Annotated in this window: 24 protein-coding genes; 12 read left to right on the forward strand and 12 right to left on the reverse strand. The window is 70.9% G+C overall.

From position 1 onward, the window contains the following. Positions 1–25 precede the first annotated feature (25 nt). On the forward strand, positions 26–409 hold the full coding sequence (locus ACWCPI_RS28765; protein ID WP_388802601.1) for a VOC family protein: 384 nt from the start codon (positions 26–28) through the stop codon (positions 407–409). Positions 410–554: 145 nt separating this feature from the next. Here the strand turns inward: ACWCPI_RS28765 and ACWCPI_RS28770 are convergent, their stop codons facing one another. The 3 genes from ACWCPI_RS28770 to ACWCPI_RS28780 all read right to left on the reverse strand — a co-directional run bounded on the left by ACWCPI_RS28770 (position 555) and on the right by ACWCPI_RS28780 (position 6,024). After that, positions 555–3,794 (reverse strand): S8 family peptidase, encoded by a 3,240-nt coding sequence (locus ACWCPI_RS28770; protein WP_451040905.1) that lies wholly within the window; start codon positions 3,792–3,794, stop codon positions 555–557. Between the two features lie 407 nt (positions 3,795–4,201). Further along, positions 4,202–5,449: a L,D-transpeptidase gene (locus tag ACWCPI_RS28775; protein ID WP_451040882.1), complete on the reverse strand. Its 1,248-nt coding sequence runs from the start codon at positions 5,447–5,449 to the stop codon at positions 4,202–4,204. A 221-nt stretch (positions 5,450–5,670) separates the two neighbouring features. Then, positions 5,671–6,024, reverse strand: coding sequence for a hypothetical protein (locus ACWCPI_RS28780; protein ID WP_451040883.1), 354 nt, complete (start codon positions 6,022–6,024; stop codon positions 5,671–5,673). Between the two features lie 109 nt (positions 6,025–6,133). Here ACWCPI_RS28780 and ACWCPI_RS28785 point away from each other — a divergent pair, with 109 nt between their 5' ends. Beyond that, positions 6,134–6,463: an LAETG motif-containing sortase-dependent surface protein gene (locus ACWCPI_RS28785; protein ID WP_451040884.1), complete on the forward strand. Its 330-nt coding sequence runs from the start codon at positions 6,134–6,136 to the stop codon at positions 6,461–6,463. Positions 6,464–6,505: 42 nt separating this feature from the next. Further along, positions 6,506–7,270: a hypothetical protein gene (locus ACWCPI_RS28790; RefSeq protein WP_451040885.1), complete on the forward strand. Its 765-nt coding sequence runs from the start codon at positions 6,506–6,508 to the stop codon at positions 7,268–7,270. 78 nt (positions 7,271–7,348) lie between these two features. On the opposite strand, the gene hutH is transcribed toward ACWCPI_RS28790, so the two are convergent. From hutH to ACWCPI_RS28805, 3 genes are all read right to left on the reverse strand, one after another. Further along, positions 7,349–8,887, reverse strand: a complete 1,539-nt coding sequence (hutH, locus tag ACWCPI_RS28795; protein WP_451040906.1) for a histidine ammonia-lyase — start codon at positions 8,885–8,887, stop codon at positions 7,349–7,351. 64 nt (positions 8,888–8,951) lie between these two features. Next, positions 8,952–10,103 (reverse strand): diguanylate cyclase domain-containing protein, encoded by a 1,152-nt coding sequence (locus tag ACWCPI_RS28800; RefSeq protein ID WP_451040886.1) that lies wholly within the window; start codon positions 10,101–10,103, stop codon positions 8,952–8,954. A 290-nt stretch (positions 10,104–10,393) separates the two neighbouring features. After that, positions 10,394–11,203 carry an enoyl-CoA hydratase/isomerase family protein gene (locus tag ACWCPI_RS28805; RefSeq protein ID WP_451040887.1) on the reverse strand — a complete coding sequence of 270 codons (810 nt, stop codon included), beginning with the start codon at positions 11,201–11,203 and terminating at the stop codon, positions 10,394–10,396. A gap of 217 nt (positions 11,204–11,420) precedes the next feature. Between ACWCPI_RS28805 and ACWCPI_RS28810 the strand changes: the two genes are divergently transcribed. Further along, complete coding sequence (locus ACWCPI_RS28810) at positions 11,421–12,038, forward strand: hypothetical protein (protein WP_451040888.1); 618 nt, start codon at positions 11,421–11,423, stop codon at positions 12,036–12,038. 41 nt (positions 12,039–12,079) lie between these two features. On the opposite strand, the gene ACWCPI_RS28815 is transcribed toward ACWCPI_RS28810, so the two are convergent. Both ACWCPI_RS28815 and ACWCPI_RS28820 read right to left on the reverse strand, forming a co-directional pair. After that, entirely contained in the window at positions 12,080–13,210 is a 1,131-nt protein-coding gene (locus tag ACWCPI_RS28815; RefSeq protein ID WP_451040889.1) for an adenylate/guanylate cyclase domain-containing protein, read from the reverse strand. 96 nt (positions 13,211–13,306) lie between these two features. Next, on the reverse strand, positions 13,307–14,167 hold the full coding sequence (locus ACWCPI_RS28820; protein ID WP_451040890.1) for a biotin--[acetyl-CoA-carboxylase] ligase: 861 nt from the start codon (positions 14,165–14,167) through the stop codon (positions 13,307–13,309). A gap of 110 nt (positions 14,168–14,277) precedes the next feature. On the opposite strand from ACWCPI_RS28820, the gene ACWCPI_RS28825 reads away from it, so the two are divergent. Continuing rightward, entirely contained in the window at positions 14,278–15,900 is a 1,623-nt protein-coding gene (locus tag ACWCPI_RS28825; RefSeq protein ID WP_451040891.1) for an acyl-CoA carboxylase subunit beta, read from the forward strand. A gap of 17 nt (positions 15,901–15,917) precedes the next feature. Next, on the forward strand, positions 15,918–16,127 hold the full coding sequence (locus ACWCPI_RS28830; protein ID WP_451040892.1) for an acyl-CoA carboxylase epsilon subunit: 210 nt from the start codon (positions 15,918–15,920) through the stop codon (positions 16,125–16,127). Here the strand turns inward: ACWCPI_RS28830 and ACWCPI_RS28835 are convergent. Then, the gene (locus ACWCPI_RS28835) at positions 16,124–17,254 is read right to left on the reverse strand and encodes an SGNH/GDSL hydrolase family protein (protein ID WP_451040893.1); all 1,131 of its coding nucleotides are present in this window, start codon (positions 17,252–17,254) and stop codon (positions 16,124–16,126) included. The two genes, ACWCPI_RS28830 and ACWCPI_RS28835, sit on opposite strands and share 4 nt — an antisense overlap. A 120-nt stretch (positions 17,255–17,374) precedes the next feature. On the opposite strand from ACWCPI_RS28835, the gene mmpB reads away from it, so the two are divergent. Both mmpB and ACWCPI_RS28845 read left to right on the forward strand, forming a co-directional pair. After that, positions 17,375–17,503: a morphogenic membrane protein MmpB gene (gene mmpB, locus ACWCPI_RS28840; RefSeq protein WP_093747104.1), complete on the forward strand. Its 129-nt coding sequence runs from the start codon at positions 17,375–17,377 to the stop codon at positions 17,501–17,503. A 31-nt stretch (positions 17,504–17,534) separates the two neighbouring features. Further along, positions 17,535–18,155: a Maf family nucleotide pyrophosphatase gene (locus tag ACWCPI_RS28845; RefSeq protein ID WP_019757523.1), complete on the forward strand. Its 621-nt coding sequence runs from the start codon at positions 17,535–17,537 to the stop codon at positions 18,153–18,155. On the opposite strand, the gene ACWCPI_RS28850 is transcribed toward ACWCPI_RS28845, so the two are convergent. Continuing rightward, entirely contained in the window at positions 18,124–18,576 is a 453-nt protein-coding gene (locus ACWCPI_RS28850; protein WP_451040894.1) for a hypothetical protein, read from the reverse strand. The genes ACWCPI_RS28845 and ACWCPI_RS28850 overlap by 32 nt on opposite strands. A gap of 360 nt (positions 18,577–18,936) precedes the next feature. Between ACWCPI_RS28850 and ACWCPI_RS28855 the strand changes: the two genes are divergently transcribed. Continuing rightward, a complete protein-coding gene (locus ACWCPI_RS28855) occupies positions 18,937–20,709 on the forward strand; it encodes an acetyl/propionyl/methylcrotonyl-CoA carboxylase subunit alpha (protein ID WP_451040895.1) in 1,773 nt (590 codons plus the stop codon). 197 nt (positions 20,710–20,906) lie between these two features. Then, complete coding sequence (locus tag ACWCPI_RS28860; RefSeq protein WP_451040896.1) at positions 20,907–21,530, forward strand: TetR/AcrR family transcriptional regulator; 624 nt, start codon at positions 20,907–20,909, stop codon at positions 21,528–21,530. On the opposite strand, the gene ACWCPI_RS28865 is transcribed toward ACWCPI_RS28860, so the two are convergent. Both ACWCPI_RS28865 and ACWCPI_RS28870 read right to left on the reverse strand, forming a co-directional pair. Then, entirely contained in the window at positions 21,527–22,477 is a 951-nt protein-coding gene (locus tag ACWCPI_RS28865; RefSeq protein ID WP_388813142.1) for a DeoR/GlpR family DNA-binding transcription regulator, read from the reverse strand. The two genes, ACWCPI_RS28860 and ACWCPI_RS28865, sit on opposite strands and share 4 nt — an antisense overlap. Before the next feature lie 166 nt (positions 22,478–22,643). After that, positions 22,644–24,092 carry an NAD(P)H-quinone dehydrogenase gene (locus tag ACWCPI_RS28870; protein ID WP_451040897.1) on the reverse strand — a complete coding sequence of 483 codons (1,449 nt, stop codon included), beginning with the start codon at positions 24,090–24,092 and terminating at the stop codon, positions 22,644–22,646. Positions 24,093–24,188: 96 nt separating this feature from the next. Here ACWCPI_RS28870 and ACWCPI_RS28875 point away from each other — a divergent pair, with 96 nt between their 5' ends. Together ACWCPI_RS28875 and ACWCPI_RS28880 are read left to right on the forward strand one after the other, a co-directional pair. Beyond that, positions 24,189–24,626 carry a gamma-glutamylcyclotransferase gene (locus tag ACWCPI_RS28875; RefSeq protein ID WP_388813139.1) on the forward strand — a complete coding sequence of 146 codons (438 nt, stop codon included), beginning with the start codon at positions 24,189–24,191 and terminating at the stop codon, positions 24,624–24,626. Between the two features lie 111 nt (positions 24,627–24,737). Then, on the forward strand, positions 24,738–25,562 hold the full coding sequence (locus tag ACWCPI_RS28880; RefSeq protein ID WP_451040898.1) for a purine-nucleoside phosphorylase: 825 nt from the start codon (positions 24,738–24,740) through the stop codon (positions 25,560–25,562). Positions 25,563–25,712 lie beyond the last annotated feature (150 nt).

Genomic DNA, 25,712 nt, shown 5'->3' on the forward strand with positions numbered 1-25,712 from the left:
GTGTGAGACGAGGAGACAGCCCACGATGACCGTCGAGCTCAACCACACCATCGTCGCGGCGCACGACAAGAAGGCGTCGGCCCAGTTCCTCGCCGACATCCTGGGCCTGGCGGTGAGCCCGCAGTACGGCCCGTTCGTCCCGGTCGAGATCCCCAACGGCGTGACCCTGGACTATCTGGACACGCCCGGCGCGGTCACACCGCAGCACTACGCGTTCCTGGTGTCGGAGGACGACTTCGACTCGATCTTCGGCCGGATCCGTGAGGCCGGTCTGACGTACTGGGCCGACCCGTACCACCGCCGTCCCGGCGAGATCAACCACAACGACGGTGGCCGCGGCGCCTACTTCGAGGATCCGAACGGGCACAACCTGGAGATCCTGACGAGGCCGTACGGCAGCGGCGGCTGACGCACCGGCCCCTCGGCACCGTGCTCGAAGTCCCCCTCGTGGCGGCCGGGTTCGTGGCCGACGCCGTGCGGGCAAGCGCGAACCGCCCGCCGGAAGAGCAGTTCCGGCGGGCGGTTCGGCGGCGGCCTCCGGCACGCCGTACGGCTTACTTGCCGTAGTAGGCGTTGTAGATCGACACCGTCGCCTTGTTGCCCTTCTTGTCGGCGACCTTGGCGTGGAAGGAGATTCCCTTCCCCTTCGCCGGGTTCTTCACGGTGATCCTGCCGTTCCTGACGTCGAGCTTCTTCCAGGTCTGGCCGTAGTCGTACGACGCGTACACGTGCAGCGACCTGAGGTTGGCGCCCGCGGCCGAGCCGACGACGGTGACCGGGAACGTCACCTTCTTGCCGGCCTCGACCCGGCTGTCCAGGCCCGTCCTGGCGTTGAAGCGGACGGTGGAGGCCGCGAGCGTGGCCTGGTCACCGGTCGGCTTCTTGGAGCGGAAGGTCCAGCTCGCGTCGATCCGTGTGGAGGCGGCCGCGACCTTGACGCTCCGCTTGACCGAGGTGGTCAGCTTGTACTCGGCCTCCGCGGCCGGGACCTTGAACGTCGTCCCGCCGAACAGCGGGTCGTCGTTGGTGCCCACCTTGGTGCCGTTGCGGTACAGGCTGGTGGTCACCGCCGTGAAGTCCGACGCGCCGGCGTGCTTGTGGGCGTCGGCGAACAGCGGCAGGAAGCCGTAGATCTCGTTGTCCTGACGGAACAGGCCGAATTCCTTGTTGATGTGCGGGCCGAAGACCGCCGTGTTGAAGGTCTTCGCGTAGCGCCGGCCCGCCTTGAACGTCTGCGGGCTGCCCAGGGTGTAACCGGCGTCGATGATCGGGAAGCCGTCCGCGTCCCGGCCCGCGTACTGCTCGAAGTCGAACGTCCACTGGACCTTGTCGGACGTCGACAGGTACATCGTCCGCGAGCCCGGCAGCTTCTGCTCGATCGGAGCGCTGATCACGGCGTCGTCGGGGAAGACGCCCACGGGGAGCAGCGCGCCGGTCTTGCCGGGGGCCGCGGCACCCAGGCTGCTCTTCACCTCGGCGAGCTCGCCCGCCTTGAAGTGGCGGACCTTGTTCCCCTGGATCTTCTTGACCTCGGCGGTGGTCGCGACGTCGTACTCGGCGTCGTCCCCCTTGGTCCACTGGCCGTTCCAGCTCTGCACCAGGCCGCTCGCGACCTGCGGGCCGAGGTGCGCCATGCGCAGGTCGGCGAAGGAGGCGAGGCCGACGCCGAGGCCGAGACCCGCCGGGTCGTAGAAGTAGCTGCTGGCGGCGAGCACCTGCTCGGCCCGCGCGTCCGGCACGGTGATGTCGGCCGACTTCGTCGTGCGGGCGTCGATCGTGACGGTGATGTCCTCAGTGACGTTCAGCTTCGGCTGGACCAGCCAGTCGAGGCCGCCCTCCAGGGTCACCAGGTCCTTGCCGATCCAGGCGTCGAGCAGATACGTGCCGCGGGGCAGCCGCAGCGTGGTGGTGCCGGACTCGGCGGGCGGAACCTGGTGGTCCAGGTTCGTGGCCAGGCCCGCGTAGCCGAACAGTGCGGTGTTGTACTCGGGCGCCGGCTTGCCGTCCCGGTCGAGGTGCTTGACGGTGACGTCGTACGACTCCACCTCGCGCTGCACCGCGGCGGCCGTACGGACGCTCTGCCCGCCGCCCGCCGCCGTCACGTACGCGGAGTAGGCGCCGTCGAGGGTGCCGCCCAGCCTGGTGTCGACGGTGAGGTCGACGGCGGCCTCGCCGCCCGCGGGAACCGTCACCTTCGTCGCGCCGAGCTTGAAGAAGCCCGAGGGAGCCGGCCGGCCCTTGGGGTCGGTGGCCGTCGCGGACAGGGTGAGCGTGACGTCCTGGGTGCCGAGGTTGCGGTACGTCAGTTTCCTGGTGTCCGGCTTGTCGTCGGTGTGCGGCCACTGCTGCGTGCCGAAGCTCAGCGACACCGGGTCGGCGATCACCGTCTGCTTGACGGCCCTGTCGACCTGGATACGGCCCGAACCCTGCTGGAACGCCGTGTACTTGCCGCCCTTGGTGGAACCGGTCAGGGCACCCTTGAGCTCGGTGTACGACCAGTCCGGGTGCTGCTGCTTGAGGATCGCCGCGGCACCCGCGACGTGCGGGGTCGCCATGGAGGTGCCCTCGATGGTCAGGTAGCCGGGCGGTTTCTCGCCGAGCTCCTGCTCGAAGAGGCTGCCCTTGGCGGACGCGGCCGTGATGGCGACGCCCGGGGCGGTCACGTCCGGCTTGATGGCGCCGTCGCCGAGCCGGGGGCCGGTGCTGGACCAGGGCGCGAGCACGTCCTTGTCGTCGACGGCGCCGACGGTCAGCGCGGCCTCCGCGCTGCCGGGCGAACCGACCGACTCCGGACCGGAGTTGCCCGCCGCTACAGCGAAGAGGATGCCCTTCTCGGCGGACAGCCTGTTGACCGCCGCCTCCATCGGGTCGACCTCCGGGGTGTCCGTGCCGCCGAGGCTCATGTTGACGACCTGGGCGCCCTGCTCGGCGGCCCACTCCATGCCCGCGACGATGCCGGAGTCGTCGCCGAAGCCCTCGTCGTCGAGGACCTTGCCGTTGAGGATGTCGGCGCCGGGAGCCACGCCCTTGTACTTCCCTGCGGACCTGGCGCCGGTGCCGGCCGCGATGGACGCGACGTGCGTGCCGTGGCCGACCTTGTCCTTCGCGTCGGCGGCCCGGGAGAAGTTCTTCTCCGCGATCACCTGGTCCTTGAGGTCCGGGTGGGTGGCGTCGACGCCGGTGTCCAGGACGGCGATCTTGACGCCCTTGCCGTCGTATCCGGCCGCCCACGCCTTGGGGGCGCCGATCTGCGCGACGGACTTGTCGAGGCTGGCCTTGCGGACACCGTCCAGCCATACGTTCGCTATCCCGGAGGCGGTCCGGTCGCCGTTGGTGAGCGCGTCCCACAGCTCGGGCGTGTCCTGGTGGGAGGTCTGCACCGCGTCCGCGTTCAGCGACTTCAGGGTCCGGCGCAGGGTGCCCGCGTCCCGGACGTCCGCCTTGGTGGCGGCCGCGGCGCCCTTGTAGCCGACGATGACCTTCAGGCCCTTCGCCTGGGAGGCGCGGATCGCGGACTTGTTCAGCTCGGTGACGTCGAACAGCCGCTGGTCGAGCTTGCCCGCCGCGACCAGCCGCGCCGCGTCGGCCGGGATCACCAGCGTGTGCCCGTGGATCCGGCGGATCTGGACGGGTATGTGCCTGCGCGCCTGCGTCCGCTCCAGACCGACCACGCGGCCCTTGGAGTCGATGGAGACCCGGTCACCCGTGATCAGGGTGATGCGGTGGGGGGACGAGAACGAGCTGGCGGCGCCGGACGGGCGCTGCTCCGGTTCGGCCGACGCCGGGCTGGTCATTCCCACGGCGAGGGCGATGGCGGCCGCTGAGGCGACAGAGGCCGCGCACACTCTTTTGACTTGTCTGCGCAAGTTTCCCCCTTGCAGAAGGTCCGGGTGAATCCCCGTTCACCCGGCCGGAGGAGGTCGCCTACGCATACGCTTCGCCCCCCGGAACCCGCAGTATGCCGAGGGGCCGTCTGACGCCTCAATAGATGAGCGGAAGATGAGAAGCACTCCCGCCGACTGTTACGCGACGGCGCGAACTCCGTTACCCGTTCGCCGGTTTACGCCCCCGCATTCTCCCTTGACACCGATCCGCCCTGCCCGGCCGCTCCGGAAACACCGATGCCGCCCCTTGGGGGGCGGCATCGGTCAGCTGTGGGAAAGCTGTCGTGAGGCTGAGTACGAAGGAACCTCAGGGTTCGTCAGGCGGCGGAGCCGGCCTTCCACTGGGCCCAGTCCATGTTCCAGCCGTTGAGGCCGTTGTCGGGCGCGATGGTCTTGTCGCCGGTGTTCTGGACGACCACGACGTCACCGACGATCGAGTTGTTGTAGAACCAGTAGCCCGCGGTGCCCTTGTCGTTGGCACCCTTGGTGTCGGACAGGCCCACGCAGCCGTGGCTGGTGTTGACGCTGCCGAAGATGGACTTGGCGCCCCAGTAGTTGCCGTGGATGAAGGTGCCGGAGGTGGACAGGCGGATGGCGTGCGGCACGTCCTTGATGTCGTACTCGCCCTTGCCGTCGTCGTCGGTGAAGCCCACGGTCGCGCCGTTCATGCGCGTCTCCTTGAACTTCTCGGACATCACCATGATGCCTTCGTAGGTCTTGTTCTCCGGAGAACCGGCGGAGATCGGGATGGTCTTGATGGTCTTGCCGTCCTGCGTGACCTTCATCTGCTTGGTCTTCGCGTCGACGTAGCTGATCTGGTTGCGGCCGATCTTGAAGCTGACCGTCTTCTGCTGGACGCCGTAGACGCCCTCGGAGCCCTCGACACCGTCCAGGGACATCTTCAGGGTGACGGTGGCGCCCTCCTGCCAGTAGTCCTCGGGCCGGCAGTCCATGCGGGTGTCGTTGAACCAGTGGCAGGCGACCTCCTGGCCACTGGTGGTGGAGACGGTGACGGCCTTCTGGACGGCCGCCTTGTTGCTGATCGCCTTGTCGAAGTTGATCGACACGGGCATGCCGACGCCGACGGTGGAGCCGTCCTCCGGCGTGTAGTAGCCGAGGAAGCTGTTCTTCGGGGAGACGGTGGTGAAGGAGGCGTTCTCATGGGCCTCAAGGCCCTTGGCGTCCTTCGCGGTCACCGTGATCTTGTAGGTGGTGGAGCGCTCCAGCTGGGTGCTGGGCTTCCAGCTGGTCTTGTCCGCGGATATCTCACCCTCGACCGGGGCGCCGTCGGCGGTCTTCATCGACACCTGGGTGAGCGAGCCCTTGCTCACGGTGACGGCGGCGGAGTTGATGGAGGCGTTGTCGGTGCCGTCCTTGGGCGTGATCTTGATCTGGGCCGCGGAGGTCTTCTTGGCGGCCGCCTCGTCGACCTTGGACTGCGAGCTGTCGCCTCCGTCGCTCCCGGAGGCGTTGTCGTCGCCACCGGAGCAGGCCGAGAGCACCAGGACACCGCCGAGCAGTGCGGACGCGACCGTGAGGCCCTTGCGCCGCTTACTGTTCGTCATCACACGCTTCTCCATTGTTCCCGAATCCCCAAAAACCCCGAGAGTCCCCGTCAAGAATCTTCAACGCTACGACCGGTTCGTCCCGTTCCACATCGCTGATATGTGTGGGGCACACCACCTTCGTCGAAGCCGGTGGTGCGGATGTCGGTCAGTGCGCCCCTTGAGACGACGAAACCCCGGGCGGCGGTTGCCGCCCGGGGTCACGATTTCCCCAAGACGCCTCAACCGACCCGCTTCGCCGCTTCGTCGTCGAAGTCCTCGTCGACATCATCGTCGTCGAGGCCCCACTCGGGCGAATCGGGGTCGCGCTCGATGTGCTCGCTGGACCATGACGCCTGCGCGAGTTCGATCCCCGGCACCTCACTGACCAGGTCGAAGGGATCAACCAGATAGGCGAGGGCCTCCGCGGTGTCTTCCGTCACAGCGCTCTCGGCGAGCGTCCGCTCGTCGGCCGGCATCGTGCTGTCCTCGGCGATCCGCCGCAGCGCGGCCCCGGTCAGGGCTTCCTCGTCGTCCACTTCGAGAACGACTTCCACGCGAACTCGTACAAAGCGTGATGTTTCTGGAGTGCTCATGCTCGGAGAGTACGGCTCATTCCCCCCGTGACTTTCCCGTGACCCGCGACTTTCACTAACATCGCCCCACACGGCCAATTCGCCAGCACCACAAGGGGATCGATATTCCGTGTCCGCCGCTCACCGATCGCCGTCCACCGCACGCCGATCGCTGCTGACCGCCACCGCCGCGGGTGCCCTGCTGGGCGCCCTGTGGTTCGTGCCCTCCGCGAACGCGACGGGCGAGCAGCCGGCGAGAACGGAACCCTCGGCGGCCCGGACGACGCAGCAGGCTCGGGCCGTCTCCGAGAGCACGGACAGCGCCACCGCGGACGGCACCCGGCTCGCCGACACCGGAAGCCTGGACACCACGCCGTACATCGTCGGCGGGACCGTCTTCCTCGCGGTGGGCGCGGGCTTCGTCGCCTACTCGGTGCGCCGGGAACGTCTCGGCTTCTGAAATCACTTGACGCTCCCTTCACCTGCGCTTCATAGTCCGCCCATGAAGAGATCATCGGGCGTGCGTGTAGCCGCCACGGTTGCCGTGAGCGCGCTGTCGCTCGCCCTTGTCACGGGCTGCGGGGGTGACTCCGGGGGCTCCGACGCGAAGGCGCTCAGCTCCGCGGAGTTGAAGAAGGCGATCATCGCCCAGGGCGATGTCGACGGATACAAGGTGGACGCGTCCGGCAAGCAGCTGCCGAAGTCCAAGGACGCCGTCAAGAGCGGCGAGGAGCAGTGCGCGCCGCTGGCCTACGCCATGGGCGGTCTGGCGCCGGGCGACTCGGCCTCGAACGCGGCCGTGATGGCCACTCAGGAGAAGAAGAAGCCCACCGACAACCCCTCCAAGTCCCTGGACGACCTGACCGAGGGTGAGTTCGAGGACGCCTTCACGGACGCCCTGAGCCTGGACATGACGGTCGTCGGGCTCTCCTCGTACGACGGTGACGGCGCGGAGAAGACCTTCAAGTCCGTGTCGGACGCGGTGAAGAGCTGCTCCGGGGGCTTCCCGCTCACCATGCAGGGCACCGACCAGAAGGTGACCTCGATCGCCGCGGAGAAGGCGTCGGGTGCCGGTGACGAGTCGGTGGCGTTCACCGCGAAGAGCGACGCGGAGGACGGCGACGTGGCCACCACGCACGTCGAGGTGGTCCGCCACGGCGGCACCATCGCCACGTACTACACGATGAACCTGGGCCTGATGATGACGGACAAGCCGTACGACGTGCCGGCCGCCGTGATCGACGCGCAGGCCGCGAAGCTGAAGTAACCGGCCCGCGCGGAGCATCGGGGCCCTGTCGGTCGTACGGCAGGGCCCCTCTTCCGTGTCAGCCGAGCGCTCGGGGCGTCACTGGAGCGGCCCCGTGACCTTCTCCGCCGCCGCGACCAGGTCTCCGCCGCGCACGAACGCGTCGGCCGCGGCGAGATCCGGTGCCAGGAACCGGTCGGGCCCGGCGCCCTGGACTCCGGCGGCCCGCACGGCGTCGATGACCGCCTGGGAGGCCGGGGCCGGGGCGAGGCCCTCGCGCAGTTCGATGGCGCGGGTGGCGGCGTACAGCTCGACGGCCAGGACCCGGGTGAGGTTGTCGACGGCCGTACGCAGCTTGCGGGCGGCCGACCATCCCATGGAGACATGGTCCTCCTGCATGGCGGAGGAGGGGATGGAGTCGGCGGAGGCGGGGACGGCCAGCCGCTTCAACTCGCTCACCAGGGCGGCCTGGGTGTACTGGGCGATCATCAGCCCCGAGTCGACACCCGCGTCGTCGGCCAGGAACGGCGGCAGACCGTGGCTGCGGTTCTTGTCCAGCAGCCGGTCGGTGCGCCGCTCCGCGATGGAGGCGAGGTCGGCGACGGCGATGGCGAGGAAGTCCAGCACGTAGGCCACGGGCGCCCCGTGGAAGTTGCCGTTGGACTCCACGCGTCCGTCGGGGAGCACGACGGGGTTGTCGACCGCCGACGCCAACTCCCGCTCGGCGACCAGCCGAGCGTGCGCCATGGTGTCCCGTCCGGCGCCGGCGACCTGCGGGGCGCACCGCACCGAGTAGGCGTCCTGGACGCGGGGCGCGTCGTCCTGGTGATGCCCGGTCAGCCCCGACCCCTTCAGCACGGCCAGCATGTTGGCGGCGGAGGCGCCCTGCCCCGGGTGGGGGCGGATGGCGTGCAGTTCGGGCGCGAGCACCTTGTCGGTGCCGAGCAGCGCCTCCAGCGACAGGGCGGCGGTGACGTCGGCGGACTTGTAGAGGGTGTCGAGGTCGGCGAGGGCCATGACCAGCATGCCCAGCATGCCGTCGGTGCCGTTGAGGAGGGCGAGGCCCTCCTTCTCGCGCAGTTCGACGGGCGCGATGCCATGCGCGGCGAGGAGTTCACCGGCGGGCCGGACGGTCCCGTCCGGTCCCTCGGCGTCGCCCTCGCCCATCAGCGTCAGGGCACAGTGGGAGAGTGGGGCGAGATCACCGGAGCAGCCGAGGGAGCCGTACTCGTGGACGACCGGGGTGATCTGGGCGTTGAGGACGTCGGCCATGGTCTGCGCGACCTCGGGCCTGACGCCCGTGTGCCCGGAGCAGACGGTCTTGAGCCGCAGGAACATCAACGCCCGTACGACCTCCCGCTCCACCCGGGGGCCCATCCCGGCGGCGTGCGAGCGGACGATGTTGCGCTGCAGCCGACCCCGCAGCTCCTGGCTGATGTGCCGGGTCGCCAGGGCGCCGAAGCCGGTGGAGACGCCGTAGACGGGGTCCGGCTTGGCCGCCAGCGCGTCCACGATCTCGCGGGCCGCGGCGAGGGCCGCGAGCGCCTCCGACGACAGCTCGACGCGGGCACCGCCGCGTGCCACGGCGAGGACGTCGGACGCGGTGACCCCGGACGTCCCCACCACCACAGTGTGCATATCCATATTCAGGAGCGTACGCAGTGAAGACGAGGATGTCACTAGTGGGTGACCGGTACGACCCTTACAGCGGCCGACGACCGCGGAACCGCCGCCGTTCCACGGCGCCCTCCCCGGAGGGCTCCGCGTCGGCGAGACGCACGACCGGGTCGTCCGGCCCCTCCCGGCCCGCGACCACGGGCTTGCCGGACCGTTCGGCCTTCGCCTGGTACTGAGCGGCGTCGGCGAGCCGGAACAACCGGCGGGCGGAACCCACCGCCCCGACGGGATCGTCCGTGGACGCCACCCCGCAGGCGACCCCCTCGCCCAGTTCCAACTCCGCCGCCCTGCGGCACAGTTCGTCCGCGGCCTTCACGACGTCGTCGGCCGGCGACCCCACGACGAGAAGGCAGAACTCGTCGCCGCCGAGACGCGCGGCGAGAGCGCCCGGCAGCATGGCCCCGCACAGCGACAGCACCGACCCGAACCGTTCCAGCAGCCGGTCGCCGACGGCGTGCCCCAGGGTGTCGTTGACACGCTTGAGCCCGTTGAGGTCGCATACGACGAGGCTGACGACGACGCCCTCGGTACGGTGCCGTTCGATCGCCTCCTCCAACTTCACGTCGACCGCACGGCGATTGGCGAGCCCGGTCAGCGCGTCGGTGAACGCCAGCCGCCGGGCCTCCTCCAGCCGCTCGCTCTGCCCGATGCCCGCGGCCACGACAGCGGCCAGTACGGTGGCGAAGTCGGCGTCACCCCGGTCGAACACGGGGGAGCCGATGGAACGGGCCACGTACAGCTCCCCCCAGGCCCGCCCGTTCAGCACGATCGGGGCGACGACGCAGCACCCCCGGCCGCGACGCCGCAGAGCGGCCACCCGCTGATGGCAGTACCCGGGGTGGCCCGCGGAGAGGCCGTCGGCGGTCTCCACCCAGGCGTTGGGCTCACCACCCGCTGCCCACCGCTCGTGCAGGAACTCGGTGATCTCCGGGAACTGGTGCACCGGATACGCCTCGTCACCCGGGAACTCCTCCTCCCCCTGAGCCCGGTCCCCGACGTTCACGAGCACCCGCAGCCGCCCGAGCTCCCGCTCCCACACCGACAGCGCGGCGAAACTCCCGGCCAGCGCCCGGCACGCACCGAGCGCCGCCGCCCGCCAGGACTCACGGGGAGTGTGCGCTGCCGCCATCCCCTGCGCCAGCGCCACCACGGCCGCGAGCCGTCCGTCCTCACCCATCACTCCAGGCTAGGAGGTTTGGGGCGAACCGGTGCATTGTTGCGGCGCTTGGAGTGACGGCGGGTCGGCGGGTCGGCGCGAAGACATGGGAAGGCCCCGCGCTCGCGTCCCGCTCCCGGGCCCGACGCACGGGCACCGGGCGCACGGCGGGCCCGAGGACGGCGGGACCAGAAAACGGCGGGCGAGGACGGCGGGACGCGCACCCAATGGGCGGTCGCACGCGGCACCGGCCCCGCCGGGTGGCGCGGGCCGCCGCCGGGAGTCAGCGGCGGCCCCGGCCCTCGCCCCGCTCACTCACCCGGCCACGCGGGCTTGCGCTTCTCGTTGAACGCGGCCACGCCCTCCGCACGGTCCCCCGAGAAGGCGACCGACCGCCAGGCCGCGTCCTCGACCTCCAGTCCGGCCCGCAGATCCAGCCCGTGCCCGACCCGCAGCGCCCGCTTGGCAGCCCGCAGCCCCACCGGCGAGTTCCCCGCCATCCGCTCCGCCAGGGCCACCGCCTCCTCCCGGTCGCGCCCCTCGTCCACCAGGACGTCGAGCAGCCCCAGCTCCCGGGCCTCGACGGCTTCGACGCGCCGCGCCGTGAAGATCAGCTCGGCCGCCCGGGCCGCCCCCACCCGGCGGGGCAGCAGCTGCGTACCGCCACCGCCCGGGATCACCCCGACCGACACCTCCGGCAGCCCCACCACGGCCGTGCGGTCGGCCACGATCACATCGCAGGACAACGCCAGCTCGAAGCCGCCCCCCAGCGCGAATCCGTGCACCGCCGCGATCGTCGGCACCGGCAACTCCAGCACCCCGGTGTAGGCCGCGCGCGTCACCGGCCGCTGCCGCACCAGGTCGGCGTCGCTGAAGGAGTTCCGCTCCTTCAGGTCCGCACCGACGCAGAACGCCCGGTCATGCGTGGAGGTCAGGACCACCACCCGTACGCCCCGATCGGCGCCCAGCGCCGCGCAGGCCCCCGCGATCGAGCGGGCCATCTCCGTGGAGACGGCGTTCATGGCCTTGGGCCGGTCCAGGGCCAGCTCCGCGACATGCCCGCCGTCACCGTGCCGTCGCACCGACACGAAGTCCCCGTACCGCTCCTCAGCCTCAGCCATGACACCCTCCGGTTAACGCGGGTTAACAACACTCGCCCCGATCATCGCAGCCGTGCCACGCCGGGGGAAAGGGCCACCACGAGCGGTTCCCGGGTCGAGGCCCGAGACCTCGTTCGAGTGACATGGCACCCAACTGCCGTCGCACCGTCCTCGGCAGCGCATAGCGTGCGCGACACCACGGCGTGTCGGGGGCGCGGGTGCGTTGGGAGGGGTCGAGATGGGCGTGACGAAGGAGACGGCGACCGGGGCCGCCGACGAGGACGGGCGGAGCACCCGTCTCTTCGGTCCTCGCGGTCGCCACCGCCGCCCCCGCCCGCGCAAGGTCCTGCTGGCCGCGGGCGGCCTCGCTCTGGCGGCCGGCGCGCTGAGCCTCGTACGCCTGACACCGGATTCCGAGGTCACCGCTCTGGGCACGGCGGACTCCGGCCCCGCCCCGGCCGGCACGGACAGCGACACGGACCGCTCGACGAACGCCGCCGCCACCGTGGCGACGACGCACCCGAAGCCGAGCCCGTCGGCGACCTCCGCCATGGGCGGCCTGGGCACGACACCGACCACCACCACGGTCGTCGTACCCACGGCCAACCCCGCCGCCGAGCCACCGCGCCACGTTTCCGGCCCGAGGACGCACGACGCCCGGCCGCAGGCCCCTACGCCCCGCCCACCGGCCGGGACCTCCCGCGCACCCGAGCCGTCCACCACACCACCCGCGAGTACGCCGCCCGGCCAGACCTCCCCGGAGCCGTCGCAGCCCCCGGCGGCCGAGCCGGACGAGGACACCTTCTGCGTCCCGGCCATCGGTCTGTGCGTGGACCCGCTCAGAAGCGCCGACTGACGCACAGGGAAGCCGACGGGCGGAGCCCCGCGCCAGCCCGCTCACTCGCCCCCGGTGGACGCCCTGCGCGTCAGGAGCCACGGCTCGACGACCCCGAGCCCGCGAACCGGCCGCTGCCACATCGGCTGCAACGCGAACCGGTACACCGGCGGCTCCTCCCCCTCCTTCTCCGCGGCGGCAGCGGCTTCCGCCGCCTCCGCCTCCGACGCCGGTGCCTCACCCGTTCGGATGAGTTCCTCGGCGAACGCGCTGTCGACGAGAACAGCGTCGCGCGGAGCTATGGAGGTCAGCCGCGAGGCGAGGTTCACGGTCGTACCGAACACATCGCCCATTCGAGTGGTCACCGTGCCGAACGCGATGCCCACACGCAGCTCCGGCATCGTCTCGTCGTTCGCCATCGTCTCGATGAGCCGCAGCGCGATCTCCGCGGCGACCCCGGCGTCGTCGGCCGCGTACAGGACCTCGTCGCCCAGCGTCTTGATCAGTCGCCCGCCGCGTGCGGCCACCAGGTCGGCCGCCGTGGTCTCGAAGGCCTCGACGAGCTCGCCCAGCTCCTCCTCCTCCATCCGGCGGGTCAGCCGGGTGAAGCCGACCAGGTCGGCGAAGCCCACGGCCAGGCGCCGGTCGACCATCTCCTCGTCGTCCGCGGCCTGGATGACCCGGCCGGCCGAGGCGGCGAGCTGGCGGCGCCAGACGTAGACGAGGAACTCCTGCAGCTCCGGCAGGAGCAGCTCGATGATCGGGTACGTCACCTCGGTCCGCGTCATCCCCGGCTCGGGCGGCTCGGTCAGCCCCTCCAGGAACGAGTCGATCTGCCACTCCGCGAGCCGCGCGGTGGTCTGCCCGGTGGACCGGGCCACCTGCACGGCCATGGCCTCGCTGAGCAGGCCCGCCTCCACGAGACCGGCGAGGCGCCTGAGCGCCAGTACGTCGGCCTCGGTCAGCGCCTTGGCCTGCCCGATGTCGGCGAACCCCATGGCCCGCCAGAACCGGGACGCCAGCTCCATCGAGACGCCCGCGCTACGGGCCGCCTGAAACGGGGTGTAGCGCCGCTCGGCGCCGAGGATGAGCCCTTCGAGGCGCAGAGCGAGCGGATCCTCGCCGGGGTCGGCGGCGTGGGGGTCCACCCGGCCGTCCGCGCCCGTGCCGGAGCCCGTGTCGTCGACGGTCACGCCTGTGCCTTTCCGATCTGCCGCGGTCAGTAATCGACCGGCCTTCACTTTACGGCAGGTGTGTGCCACCTCACTCCGGAAGCCGGATCAGAGGGCTCACACCGGCCGCAGGTGCACGATGTCCCCGGCACCCACCGGCTCCTGCACGCCTTCCCCGGTCGCCAGCACCAATCGTCCGTCCCCGTCGATGGCGACCGCCTCCCCGGTGACCGCCCGCTCGCCCGGCAACTCGGCCCGCACCACTTTGCCCAGGGTCGCGCAACCGGCCGCGTACGCCTCCTGGAGCCCGCTCACCACCGGGTCCCCGGCCGCGGCCCGCCACCGCCCGTACCACTCCTCAAGGGACCGCAGCACACCTCGCAGCAGCGGGTCCCGGTCCGTGCTCACGGCTCCGGCGAGGGCCAGCGAGGCCGCCTGCGGCACGGGCAGTTCGTCGGCACGCAGGGTGACGTTGATGCCGACTCCCATGACCACACCGGCGTCCCCGGCCCGCTCGGCCAGGATCCCGCCGGCCTTGCGTTCCTCGCCGCCCACGGTCACCAGCAGGTCGTTGGGCCACTTGAGTGCCGTGTCCACGCCCGCCGCACGGGACAGCCCCGTCGCGACGGCGACCCCGGTCAGCAGCGGCAGCCAGCCCCAGCGGGTCACCGGCACCTCGGCGGGGTTCAGCAGCACGGAGAAGAACAGGCCCGAGCGCGGCGGTGCCGTCCAGTTGCGGTCCAGGCGCCCCTTGCCCGCGGTCTGCTCCTCGGCGACCAGGACGGCGCCCTCGCCCGCCTTGCCCTCGGTGGCCAGGGCCACCAGGTCGGTGTTGGTGGAGCCGGTGCGCTGCACCACGTCGACATCGCGCCACAGCCCGCCCTCCCGCACGAGCCCGCGCCGCAGCGCGGCGGCGTTGAGCGGCGGACGGTCCAGGTCGGACCAACGGCTGTCGTCTGATGCATCTCGCGGCGTCATGCAAGCCACCCTAGGTGTGTGAAACGCCGCACTGCTGATTCGTAGGGCCACCACTACTCTACGGATGAGTAACCGTCCCCCCTTTTGAGCAGGCAGGGAGCGCCATCCCGATGTCCGAGCCGGAAGAGCGTCACGAGATCCAAGAGACCCAAGGGATCGACATCCACACGACCGCGGGCAAGCTCGCGGATCTCCAGCGCCGTATCGAGGAAGCGACGCACGCCGGCTCCGCACGCGCCGTCGAGAAGCAGCACGCCAAGGGCAAGTTGACGGCCCGTGAGCGCATCGAGCTCCTCCTCGACGAGGGGTCCTTCGTCGAACTCGACGAGTTCGCCCGGCACCGCTCCACCAACTTCGGGCTGGAGAAGAACCGCCCGTACGGGGACGGCGTCGTCACCGGGTACGGCACCGTCGACGGCCGTCCCGTCGCCGTGTTCTCGCAGGACTTCACCGTCTTCGGCGGTGCGCTGGGTGAGGTCTACGGCCAGAAGATCGTCAAGGTCATGGACTTCGCGCTGAAGACCGGCTGCCCGGTCATCGGCATCAACGACTCCGGCGGCGCCCGCATCCAGGAGGGCGTGGCCTCCCTGGGCGCGTACGGCGAGATCTTCCGCCGCAACACGCACGCCTCCGGTGTCATCCCGCAGATCAGCCTGGTCGTCGGCCCGTGTGCGGGCGGTGCGGTGTACTCGCCCGCCATCACCGACTTCACGATCATGGTCGACCAGACCTCGCACATGTTCATCACCGGCCCGGACGTCATCAAGACGGTCACCGGGGAGGACGTCGGCTTCGAGGAGCTGGGCGGCGCCCGCACCCACAACTCGGCCTCCGGCGTGGCCCACCACATGGCCGGGGACGAGAAGGACGCCATCGAGTACGTCAAGCAGCTGCTGTCGTACCTGCCGTCCAACAACCTCTCCGAGCCCCCGGCGTTCCCGGAGGAGGCGGACCTCTCCCTCACCGACGAGGACCGCGAGCTGGACACGATCGTGCCGGACAGCGCGAACCAGCCGTACGACATGCACACGGTGATCGAACACGTCCTGGACGACGCCGAGTTCTTCGAGACGCAGCCGCTGTTCGCGCCGAACATCCTCACCGGCTTCGGGCGGGTCGAGGGGCGCCCCGTGGGCATCGTCGCCAACCAGCCGATGCAGTTCGCCGGCTGCCTCGACATCCAGGCCAGTGAGAAGGCGGCCCGCTTCGTGCGGACCTGCGACGCCTTCAACGTCCCGGTCATCACCTTCGTCGACGTCCCCGGCTTCCTGCCCGGCGTCGACCAGGAGCACGACGGCATCATCCGCCGCGGCGCCAAGCTGATCTACGCCTACGCCGAGGCGACGGTCCCGCTGATCACGGTCATCACCCGCAAGGCCTTCGGCGGCGCCTACGACGTCATGGGCTCCAAGCACCTGGGTGCCGACCTCAACCTCGCCTGGCCGACCGCGCAGATCGCGGTCATGGGCGCGCAGGGCGCGGTCAACATCCTGCACCGCCGCACCATCGCCGAGGCGGAGGCGAGCGGTGAGGACGTCGAGGCGGTGCGGGCCCGGCTGATCCAGGAGTACGAGGACACCCTCCTCAACCCCTACGTCGCGGCCGAGCGCGGCTACATCGACGCGGTGATCATGCCGTCCGACACCCGCCACCACGTCGTACGGGGCCTGCGTCAGCTGCGCACCAAGCGGGAATCCCTGCCTCCGAAGAAGCACGGCAACATCCCCCTCTAGGCCCGCTGGGAGCCGTCATGAACATCAAGGTCCTCCGGGGCAACCCGACACCCGAGGAGCTGGCCGCCGCACTGGCGGTGGTCCGCGCCCGCGCCGCGGCGGCGGCAGCTGCGCCGTCCGGCGCGCCGACCCCGGGCGACTCGTGGGCGGACCCGGCCCGCATCGCGTCGCAGCGGCTGCCGCAGCCGGGTCCGACGACATGGGCCCGCACGTACTGGCCCGGTTAGAGGATGTGCGCCACGACTTCGGCCATCACCGCGTATCCGGCATCGTTCGGATGCAGGTGGTCGCCGAAGTCGTACGACGGGTGCAGGCGGTCGGGGTCCGCGGGGTCGGCCAGGGCCCGGTTCAGGTCCACGACGGCGTCGTACTCCCCTGAGCTCCTGATCCACTCGTTCAGCTCGTGGCTCACCTCGGCCGCGTGCTCGCCCCAGTGGTCGGAGCCCCCGAGCGGCAGCAGGGTGCCGCCGATGACCCTCAGCCCGGCCGCCCTGCCCTGGTCCAGCAACTCCCGGTGCCCGGCGACGAGTTCCTCCGCCTCCACCACCGGCGCCGGCTTGTAGGTCGGCTGCTCGTCCGTCTCGCTGAAGCCGATGTCGTTCAGGCCGAGCAGGACCACGAGGGTGTCCACACCGGGGCGGTCGAGGACGTCCCGGCGCAACCGGCCCACGCCCCTGTCGCCGTACCACGCGGAGTCGTTGAGCAGCAGGTTCCCGCCGATGCCCGCGTTGAGCACCGGTCGCCCGGTGCGCTCGGCGAGCGCGTCCGACCAGCGGCGGTTCGTGCCCGGTGTCGAACCGAACCCGTCGGTGATCGAGTCGCCGAAGAGGGCGACGGCGTCCGTGCGGCCGGCTTCCACCTCCACCGCGGACAGGAAGTACCAGGACTCGGTCACCGCGTCGAAGCCCTCGCCTCCGACGTCCGCCGACAGGTCGCCCTCGCCCCGGTAGGCGGTGGCGAACGCCTGGGCGTGGAAGGTCGCCGGACCGGTGGCGGCGTCGAAGTACAGGGTGACGGTCACCGACTCCCCGGCGGCGACGGCCAAGGGGACCTCGTCGCTCACGGTCTCCCCGCGCGCGGGTATCCGCACCTCCCCGGCGCCGCCGAAGGTGAGCCGCGTGAGCGACCCCGGCTCGACGGCGGCCCCCGCGGCCGTACGCCCGACGCTCGCGCCCGCGACACGCACGGGCGAGCCGCCGTACGCGTTCGACAGCCGCACCCGGACCCGGCCGCCTCCCGCCGACAGCCGGACGACCTGGCGCAGTGACTGGCGCCAGAAGCCCTCACGGGACCAGTTGGGTGCGAAGCCCTCGCTGGGCAGCTGCGGCGAGGCGATCCAGGAAGCGGTGTACACGGCACATCCTCCAAACGGAACTGAAGTCCCTTTAGCTAATGAGACGGTAGCACCGTTTAGGGGAAAGTTGAGTACGCGTACTCAGGCGCGGCCACGGACACCCGGCCGACGATGGAAGGCATGCTGTGGTCCGACCCCGAGAACGAGCCGCCCAAGGAACTGCGTGACATGCAGGAGATGTTGCGGCGGCTGGGTGTTCTCATGGCGCTGGCCATGGTGCTCACGATGATCGTGCTCGGACTGAGGTGAGCCGGGCCGGGCGCGCCGTTACGCTGACCGCATGACTGATCAGCCCCGCCGCCGACTCGTCCTGGCCTCCCAGTCCCCCGCCCGGCTCAACCTGCTCCGGCAGGCCGGCCTGGAACCCGAGGTCATCGTCAGCGGAGTCGACGAGGACGCCGTCACCGCGCCGACCCCCGCCGAGCTGGCGCTCGCCCTGGCCGAGGCGAAGGCCTCCGTCGTGGCCGCGAAGCCCGAGGTCAAGGGTGCGATCGTGATCGGCTGCGACTCGGTCCTGGACCTGGACGGACAGGCGCTGGGCAAGCCGGCCGACGCCGAGGAGGCCACGGCGCGCTGGAAGTCGATGCGCGGCCGGGCGGGCACGCTGCAGACCGGCCACTGCGTCTACGACACCGCGACCGGCCGGTACACCTCCGCCACCGCCTCCACGGTCGTCCGCTTCGGCGAGCCGACGGACGAGGAGATCGCGGCCTACGTCGCCTCCGGCGAACCGCTCTACGTCGCCGGTGCCTTCACCCTCGACGGCCGCTCGGCCCCGTTCATCGACGGCATCGACGGCGACCACGGCAACGTGATCGGCATCAGCCTGCCGCTGGTGCGACGGCTGCTGGGACAACTGGGCGTCGGCATCACGGAGTTGTGGGCGCCGGCGGAGGACTGACCGCGGAGCCGTCGGACCCCTCGGGGGCGATCGGGGCGTCGTACGTCATCAGCAGCAGCACGATGAGGGCGAGCACGACGACCATGGAGACGAACGCCGCCCAGCCCACCAGCCCCCAGGTGACCGCGCCCAGCACCCCGTGCACCACGGCCGCGCTGATCAGCAGGATCCGGCCGAGTCCGGCCGGGGCGCGGTTGCGTACGGCCACGAGCAGGGCGACCACGGCACACAGGGCGAAGTAGCCGCCGAAGACCAGGCCGCCGACCTTCGAGGACAGCGACATCACGTCCGGGTCCAGCCCGGCCAGGGACATGTCCTGCCGGTCGACGACGACCCCGAGGAACCACTGCAGGGCCGCGACACCGAACGCCTCGGCGAACAGCACGACCGCCACCACCCACGCCACCGGCCTGCGCACCACCGGCCCCCACCCACTTCCGAGCGTTCTGTTACCACAAGTACGTTCGAGACATCCCGAACGCTACTAACGGGTAAACCCACGGACAAGGGTTAGGTCGACGGCAAAGAATCATTGGGCCATTCGTAGGGATTCCACAAAGAAACAGAGTGGCCCGCAGCACGTGATGACAGAGACCTTGACCACAGCGGAGGGCTAGGGTTTCCCGGGAGAGACCTGCGTGCCGAGGCGCGACATGGGATTTCACAGGTCGAGCGAGCCTGGAATCACGCTCCGTGTGGGCAAGCTCACCACCGGGGACGGGTCGATGTGGCGTGTCGGCAGTCCCTAAACTCGGCTTGTTTCAAGGAGGGAGCCTCAATCGTGCGCAAGGTGCTCATCGCCAACCGTGGCGAAATCGCTGTCCGCGTGGCCCGGGCCTGCCGGGACGCCGGGATCGCGAGCGTGGCCGTCTACGCCGACCCGGACCGGGACGCTCTGCATGTCCGCGCCGCGGATGAGGCGTTCGCCCTGGGCGGTGACACCCCGGCCACCAGTTATCTGGACATCGACAAGGTCCTCAAGGCCGCGCGTGAGTCCGGGGCGGACGCCATCCACCCGGGCTACGGCTTCCTGTCGGAGAACGCCGACTTCGCGCAGGCGGTCCTGGACGCCGGGCTGATCTGGATCGGCCCGCCCCCGCAGGCCATCCGCGACCTCGGTGACAAGGTCGCCGCCCGGCACATCGCCCAGCGGGCGGGTGCGCCGCTGGTGGCGGGCACGCCCGACCCGGTCTCCGGCGCCGACGAGGTCGTCGCGTTCGCCGAGGAGCACGGTCTGCCCATCGCCATCAAGGCCGCCTTCGGCGGTGGCGGACGCGGCCTGAAGGTCGCCCGCACCCTCGAAGAGGTGCCCGAGCTGTACGACTCCGCGGTCCGCGAGGCGGTCGCGGCCTTCGGGCGCGGGGAGTGCTTCGTCGAGCGCTACCTGGACAAGCCCCGTCACGTGGAGACCCAGTGCCTGGCCGACACGCACGGCAACGTGGTCGTCGTCTCCACCCGTGACTGCTCGCTGCAGCGCCGCCACCAGAAGCTGGTCGAGGAGGCCCCCGCGCCGTTCCTGTCCGAGGCGCAGGTCGCCGAGCTGTACTCGGCCTCGAAGGCGATCCTGAAGGAGGCTGGCTACGTCGGCGCCGGCACGGTCGAGTTCCTGGTCGGCCTGGACGGCACGATCTCCTTCCTGGAGGTCAACACCCGTCTGCAGGTGGAGCACCCGGTCACCGAGGAGGTCGCCGGCATCGACCTGGTGCGCGAGATGTTCCGCATCGCCGACGGCGAGGAACTCGGCTACGACGACCCGGTCCTGCGCGGCCACTCCTTCGAGTTCCGCATCAACGGCGAGGACCCGGGCCGCAACTTCCTGCCCGCGCCCGGCACGGTGACCGCGTTCAACCCGCCCTCCGGTCCGGGCGTGCGCCTGGACGCGGGCGTGGAGTCCGGCAGCGTCATCGGCCCGGCCTGGGACTCCCTGCTGGCCAAGCTCATCGTCACCGGCGCCACCCGCGAGCAGGCCCTGCAGCGTGCGGCCCGCGCCCTGGAGGAGTTCCAGGTCGAGGGCATGGCCACGGCCATCCCGTTCCACCGCGCGGTGGTCAAGGACCCGGCGTTCGCGCCCGAGCTGACCGGCTCCACCGACCCGTTCACGGTCCACACCCGCTGGATCGAGACCGAGTTCGTCAACGAGATCAAGCCCTTCGCCGCCCCGGCCGACACCGACGCCGAGGACGAGGCGGGCCGGGAGACGGTCGTCGTCGAGGTCGGGGGCAAGCGCCTGGAGGTCTCCCTGCCGGCCTCGCTGGGCATGACCCTGGCCCGCACCGGCCTCGCCGCGGGCGCCAAGCCCAAGCGCCGCGCGGCCAAGAAGTCCGGCCCCGCCGCCTCCGGCGACACCCTCGCCTCCCCGATGCAGGGCACCATCGTCAAGGTCGCCGTCGAGGAGGGCCAGGAAGTCAAGGAAGGCGACCTGATCGTCGTCCTCGAAGCGATGAAGATGGAACAGCCGCTGAACGCCCACAAGTCGGGCACCATCAAGGGCCTGTCCGCCGAAGTCGGCGCCTCCCTCACTTCCGGCGCCGCCATCTGCGAGATCAAGGACTGACGTCGGCGGGAACTTCCGTACGGCATCCCGGGGCGCCCGGTGGACCGCAGCAGTCGGTCCACCGGGCGCTCCGTCGTGTCGGTGGCATCCTGGAGGCACATCGAGGCGCGAGCGAGGGCGGGTGAGCCATGACGGGCGCTACCTCACACGGCACGGCGGGGCACGGGAGCGAGACGGCACCGAGCCGGCCGCGGCCCATGCGCGCCGACGCCCGCCGCAACCACGAGCGTCTGGTCACCGTGGCCCGCGCCGCCTTCGCCGAGCGCGGCACGGGCGCCTCCCTGGAGGACGTGGCGCGCCGGGCGGGCGTCGGCATCGGCACCCTCTACCGTCACTTCCCCAACCGGGACGCCCTGTTGAGCGCCGTCTTCGAGGACGCGGTGGGCGACCTGCTGTGCCGCTCCCGCGAACTGCTGCGCGCCCCGGAGCCCTGCGCGGCCCTGGTGACCTGGCTGCGCGAGATGGTCACGCACGCCGGTGAGTACCGCGGTCTGGCCAGGTCCCTGATGTCCGTGTCGTACGAAACCACCTCGGCGCTGGCCCGTTGCAGCGACCCGATCCGCGAGGCGGGCGGCGCCCTGCTGGCGCGGGCTCAGCAGGCGGGGACGGTCCGTCCTGACGTGGCGATCGGCGACCTGCTCCAGCTCACCCACGCGATCGCGCTGGCGGCGGAGCAGACACCGGATGACCCGGAGTCGGCGGACAGGCTGCTGCAGCTGACGCTGCGGGGACTGGAACCCGCCCAGGGGCGCGGGGAACCGCTCGACCGGCCACCACCCGCCCGCGCCCGCACGACGGCCCACGCCCCTACGGCGAACTAACGCCGCCGCAGATCCGCGACCCGGGCCCGCTCCCGCTCGGCCCCTTGCTCCCCGAGCACCGTGGCGGCCGACCGCAGCCCCGACCCCGCACCCGGCACCTGGCCCCTGCGCGGCCCCGGCAGGGCGCGGCGCCGAGCCGGGACCTCGTCACCCCCCGACGCTCCCGTCGCCCCGGCGACGGCGATCTGCACCCCCTGATCGGCAAGGGCCTGCAATTCGGTGTGGGCACGGTCGTCATGGCCCGGCGGTTCGTCGGTGACCAGTCGCGTGATGACATCCGTGGGCACCGTCTGGAACATCGTGTCCGTGCCGAGCTTGGTGTGGTCGGCGAGGACGACGACCTCCGCGGCCGCCTGGACGAGTGCCCGGTCGACGGACGCCGAGAGCATGTTGGACGTGGACAGGCCGCGCTCGGCGGTGAGCCCGCTCCCGGAGATGAAGGCCCGGGACACCCGCAGCCCCTGGAGGGACTGCTCGGCGCCACTGCCCACCAGCGCGTAGTTCGACCCGCGGAGCGTGCCGCCGGTCATCACGACCTCGACCCGGTTGGCGTGGGCGAGGGCCTGCGCCACCAGGAGCGAGTTGGTGACGACGGTCAGCCCGGGTACCCGCGCGAGCCGGCGGGCCAGCTCCTGGGTGGTGGTTCCCGCCCCGACGACGATCGCCTCGCCCTCCTCCACGAAGTTCGCGGCGAGGTCGGCGATGGCCGTCTTCTCGGCGGTCGCGAGATGTGACTTCTGCGGAAAGCCGGACTCCCGCGTGAACCCGCCCGGCAATACCGCACCGCCATGTCGGCGGTCGAGGAGTCCTTCTGCCTCCAGTGCGCGCACGTCCCGCCGTACGGTCACTTCGGAGGTCTGGACGACGCGGGCGAGCTCCCGGAGCGACACGGCCCCGTTCGCTCGCACCATTTCGAGGATCAATTGGCGACGTTCTGCAGCGAACACGAAACTGACAGTAACCCCAACGACCGTCTGCTTTCAGCAGTTTGCGCCGAATAAACGAAGTTGTTCGCACACGAGGGCAAGGAGTGGTATAGAGCCTAGTCCCGCCGACTATGCCGTACGCATGCTCGACAACTCCCTGTGACCAGCGAGGAGTTGATTCCGGCCGCTAGATCTCGCCACCGGTCTTGCGGGTGTGCAGCTGCCGTGCCACCTCGGCGATCGAGCCCGAAAGGGAGGGGTACACGGTGAAGGCGTTCGCGATCTGTTCGACCGTCAGATTGTTGTCGACCGCGATCGAGATCGGGTGGATCAGTTCCGAGGCGCGCGGCGCCACGACCACACCGCCCACCACGATGCCCGTACCCGGCCGGCAGAAGATCTTGACGAAGCCGTCCCGGATGCCCTGCATCTTGGCGCGCGGGTTGCGCAGCAGCGGGAGTTTGACGACCCGGGCGTCGATCTTGCCCGCGTCCACGTCCGCCTGCGTGTAGCCGACGGTGGCGATCTCCGGATCGGTGAAGACGTTCGACGACACGGTCTTCAGATTCAGCGGGGCCACCGCATCGCCCAGGAAGTGGTACATGGCGATACGTCCCTGCATGGCGGCCACCGACGCGAGGGCGAAGACCCCGGTGACGTCACCGGCCGCGTACACACCCGGCGCGGTCGTCCTGGACACCTTGTCGGTCCAGATGTGCCCGGACTCACGCAGCTTGACGCCGGCCTCCTCCAGGCCCATGCCCTCGGAGTTCGGGATGGCGCCGACGGCCATGAGGCAGTGGGTGCCGCTGATGACACGCCCGTCGGAGAGGGTGACCTCCACCCGGTCGCCGACCCGCTTGGCGGCTGCGGCACGCGAGCGCGCCATGACGTTCATGCCGCGCCGCCGGAAGACGTCCTCCAGCACGGCGGCGGCGTCCGGGTCCTCACCCGGAAGCACGCGGTCCCGGGACGACACGAGGGTGACCCGCGACCCGAGCGCCTGGTAGGCGCCGGCGAACTCGGCACCGGTGACGCCCGAGCCGACCACGATGAGCTCCTCGGGCAGCTCGGTGAGGTCGTAGACCTGGGTCCAGTTCAGGATGCGCTCACCGTCGGGCTGGGCGTCCGGGAGCTCGCGGGGATGCCCACCGGTGGCGATCAGCACCGCATCGGCGACGAGCGTCTCCTCGGTGCCGTCCGCGGCCCGCACCACGACCTTGCGCGACCCGTCGAGGGCCTGCATGCCCTCCAGCCGCCCGCGCCCGCGCAGGACCCGGGCACCGGCCCGCGTGACCGAGGCGGTGATGTCGTGCGACTGCGCGAGGGCGAGCCTCTTCACACGCCGGTTGACCTTGCCCAGGTCGACGCCCACGACACGCGCGGGCGTGTCGACGTACGGGGTGTCGTCGGCGACGATGATTCCCAGCTCCTCGTAGGAGGAGTCGAAGGTCGTCATCACCTCGGCCGTGGCGATGAGTGTCTTGGAGGGCACGCAGTCGGTGAGCACCGACGCCCCGCCCAGACCGTCGGCGTCGACGACGGTCACCTCCGCGCCGAGCTGCGCGGCCACCAGGGCCGCTTCATATCCGCCGGGTCCGCCACCGATGATCACGATCCGAGTCACGTACTCCATTGTCCCGCACACCTCATCGTGGGACCGCCCGGGGGGCAGCCCGAGACACCACTGTTACGGGAGGGACTGAGGATTCACCTGCCGTACCCTCTCCCCATGTCGCTCTACGCCGCCTACGCCGGCAATCTCGATGCGCGGCTGATGACCCGCCGCGCCCCGCACTCGCCGCTGCGCGCCACCGGCTGGCTCAACGGGTGGCGGCTGACGTTCGGGGGTGAGCAGCTGGGCTGGGACGGCGCGCTGCCGACACTCGTCGAGGAGCCGAAGGAGCAGGTCTTCGTCGCGCTGTACGACATCGCCCCGATGGACGAGGAGTCCCTGGACCGCTGGGAGGGCGTCGGCCTCGGCATCTACCGACGGCTCCGGGTCCGGGTGGACACGCTGGAGGGCGAGGAGTCGGCCTGGGTGTACGTCCTGAACGGCTACGAGGGCGGACTGCCGTCGGCGCGGTATCTCGGGGAGATCGCGGACGCGGCGGAGTCGGCGGGCGCGCCGCACGACTACGTGATGGAGCTGCGCAAGCGCCCCTGCTGAGGGATTGCGACCTCGGACCGCGCCGTTCGTCGGAAACGACAAGACAACGATCGCCATCCCGTGACGTCTGTCATCTACGCGCGTAGGCCCAAACCGGCTACCCTCAGTCGCGTGAACGCATCTCTTCTTCCGGACGACATCCAGGGCGACCCTCACGCCGCCGCCGACGCCGCCGCCGCTCGCCTGCGCGAACTCACCGGCGCCGAGACCCACGACGTCGCCCTCGTGATGGGCTCCGGCTGGGCTCCGGCCGTGGACGCCCTGGGCGCACCCGACGCCGAGTTCCAGGTCACCGAACTGCCCGGCTTCCCGCCTCCGGCGGTGGAAGGGCACGGCGGCAAGATCCGCTCGTACCGGATCGGCGACAAGCGCGCCCTGGTCTTCCTGGGCCGTACGCACTACTACGAGGGCCGCGGTGTCGCCGCCGTCGCGCACGGCGTCCGCACCGCCGTGTCGGCCGGCTGCAAGACGGTCGTCCTCACCAACGGCTGCGGCGGCCTGCGCGAGGGCATGCGCCCCGGCCAGCCGGTCCTGATCAGCGACCACATCAATCTCACCGCCACCTCCCCCATCATCGGCGCCAACTTCGTCGACCTCACCGACCTCTACTCCCCCCGCCTGCGCGCCCTGTGCAAGGAGGTCGACCCCACGCTGGAGGAGGGCGTCTACGCCCAGTTCCCCGGCCCGCACTACGAGACGCCGGCCGAGATCCGCATGGCCCGCGTGATCGGCGCGGACCTGGTGGGCATGTCGACGGTCCTCGAAGCGATCGCCGCGCGTGAGGCGGGCGCGGAGGTGCTGGGCATCTCCCTGGTCACGAACCTCGCCGCGGGCATGACGGGCGAGCCGCTGAACCACGAGGAGGTCCTCCAGGCCGGCCGCGACTCGGCTGCCCGGATGGGCTCGCTGCTGGCGCAGGTGCTCGACAGGCTCTGAACGCGCACAGGGGCCGCGCCCCCAGGGCACGATGGACGGAGAGCCGCGTACGGCGGGAAGGGGCCGTGCCGGGGGGTGCCCGCCCGCAGTGACCGGCGTCAAGAAACAGCACTTGTCAGGCACCCCCAACCGCCGGTCCGAGGACGGACA

Source organism: Streptomyces sp. NPDC001920, from assembly GCF_053594495.1.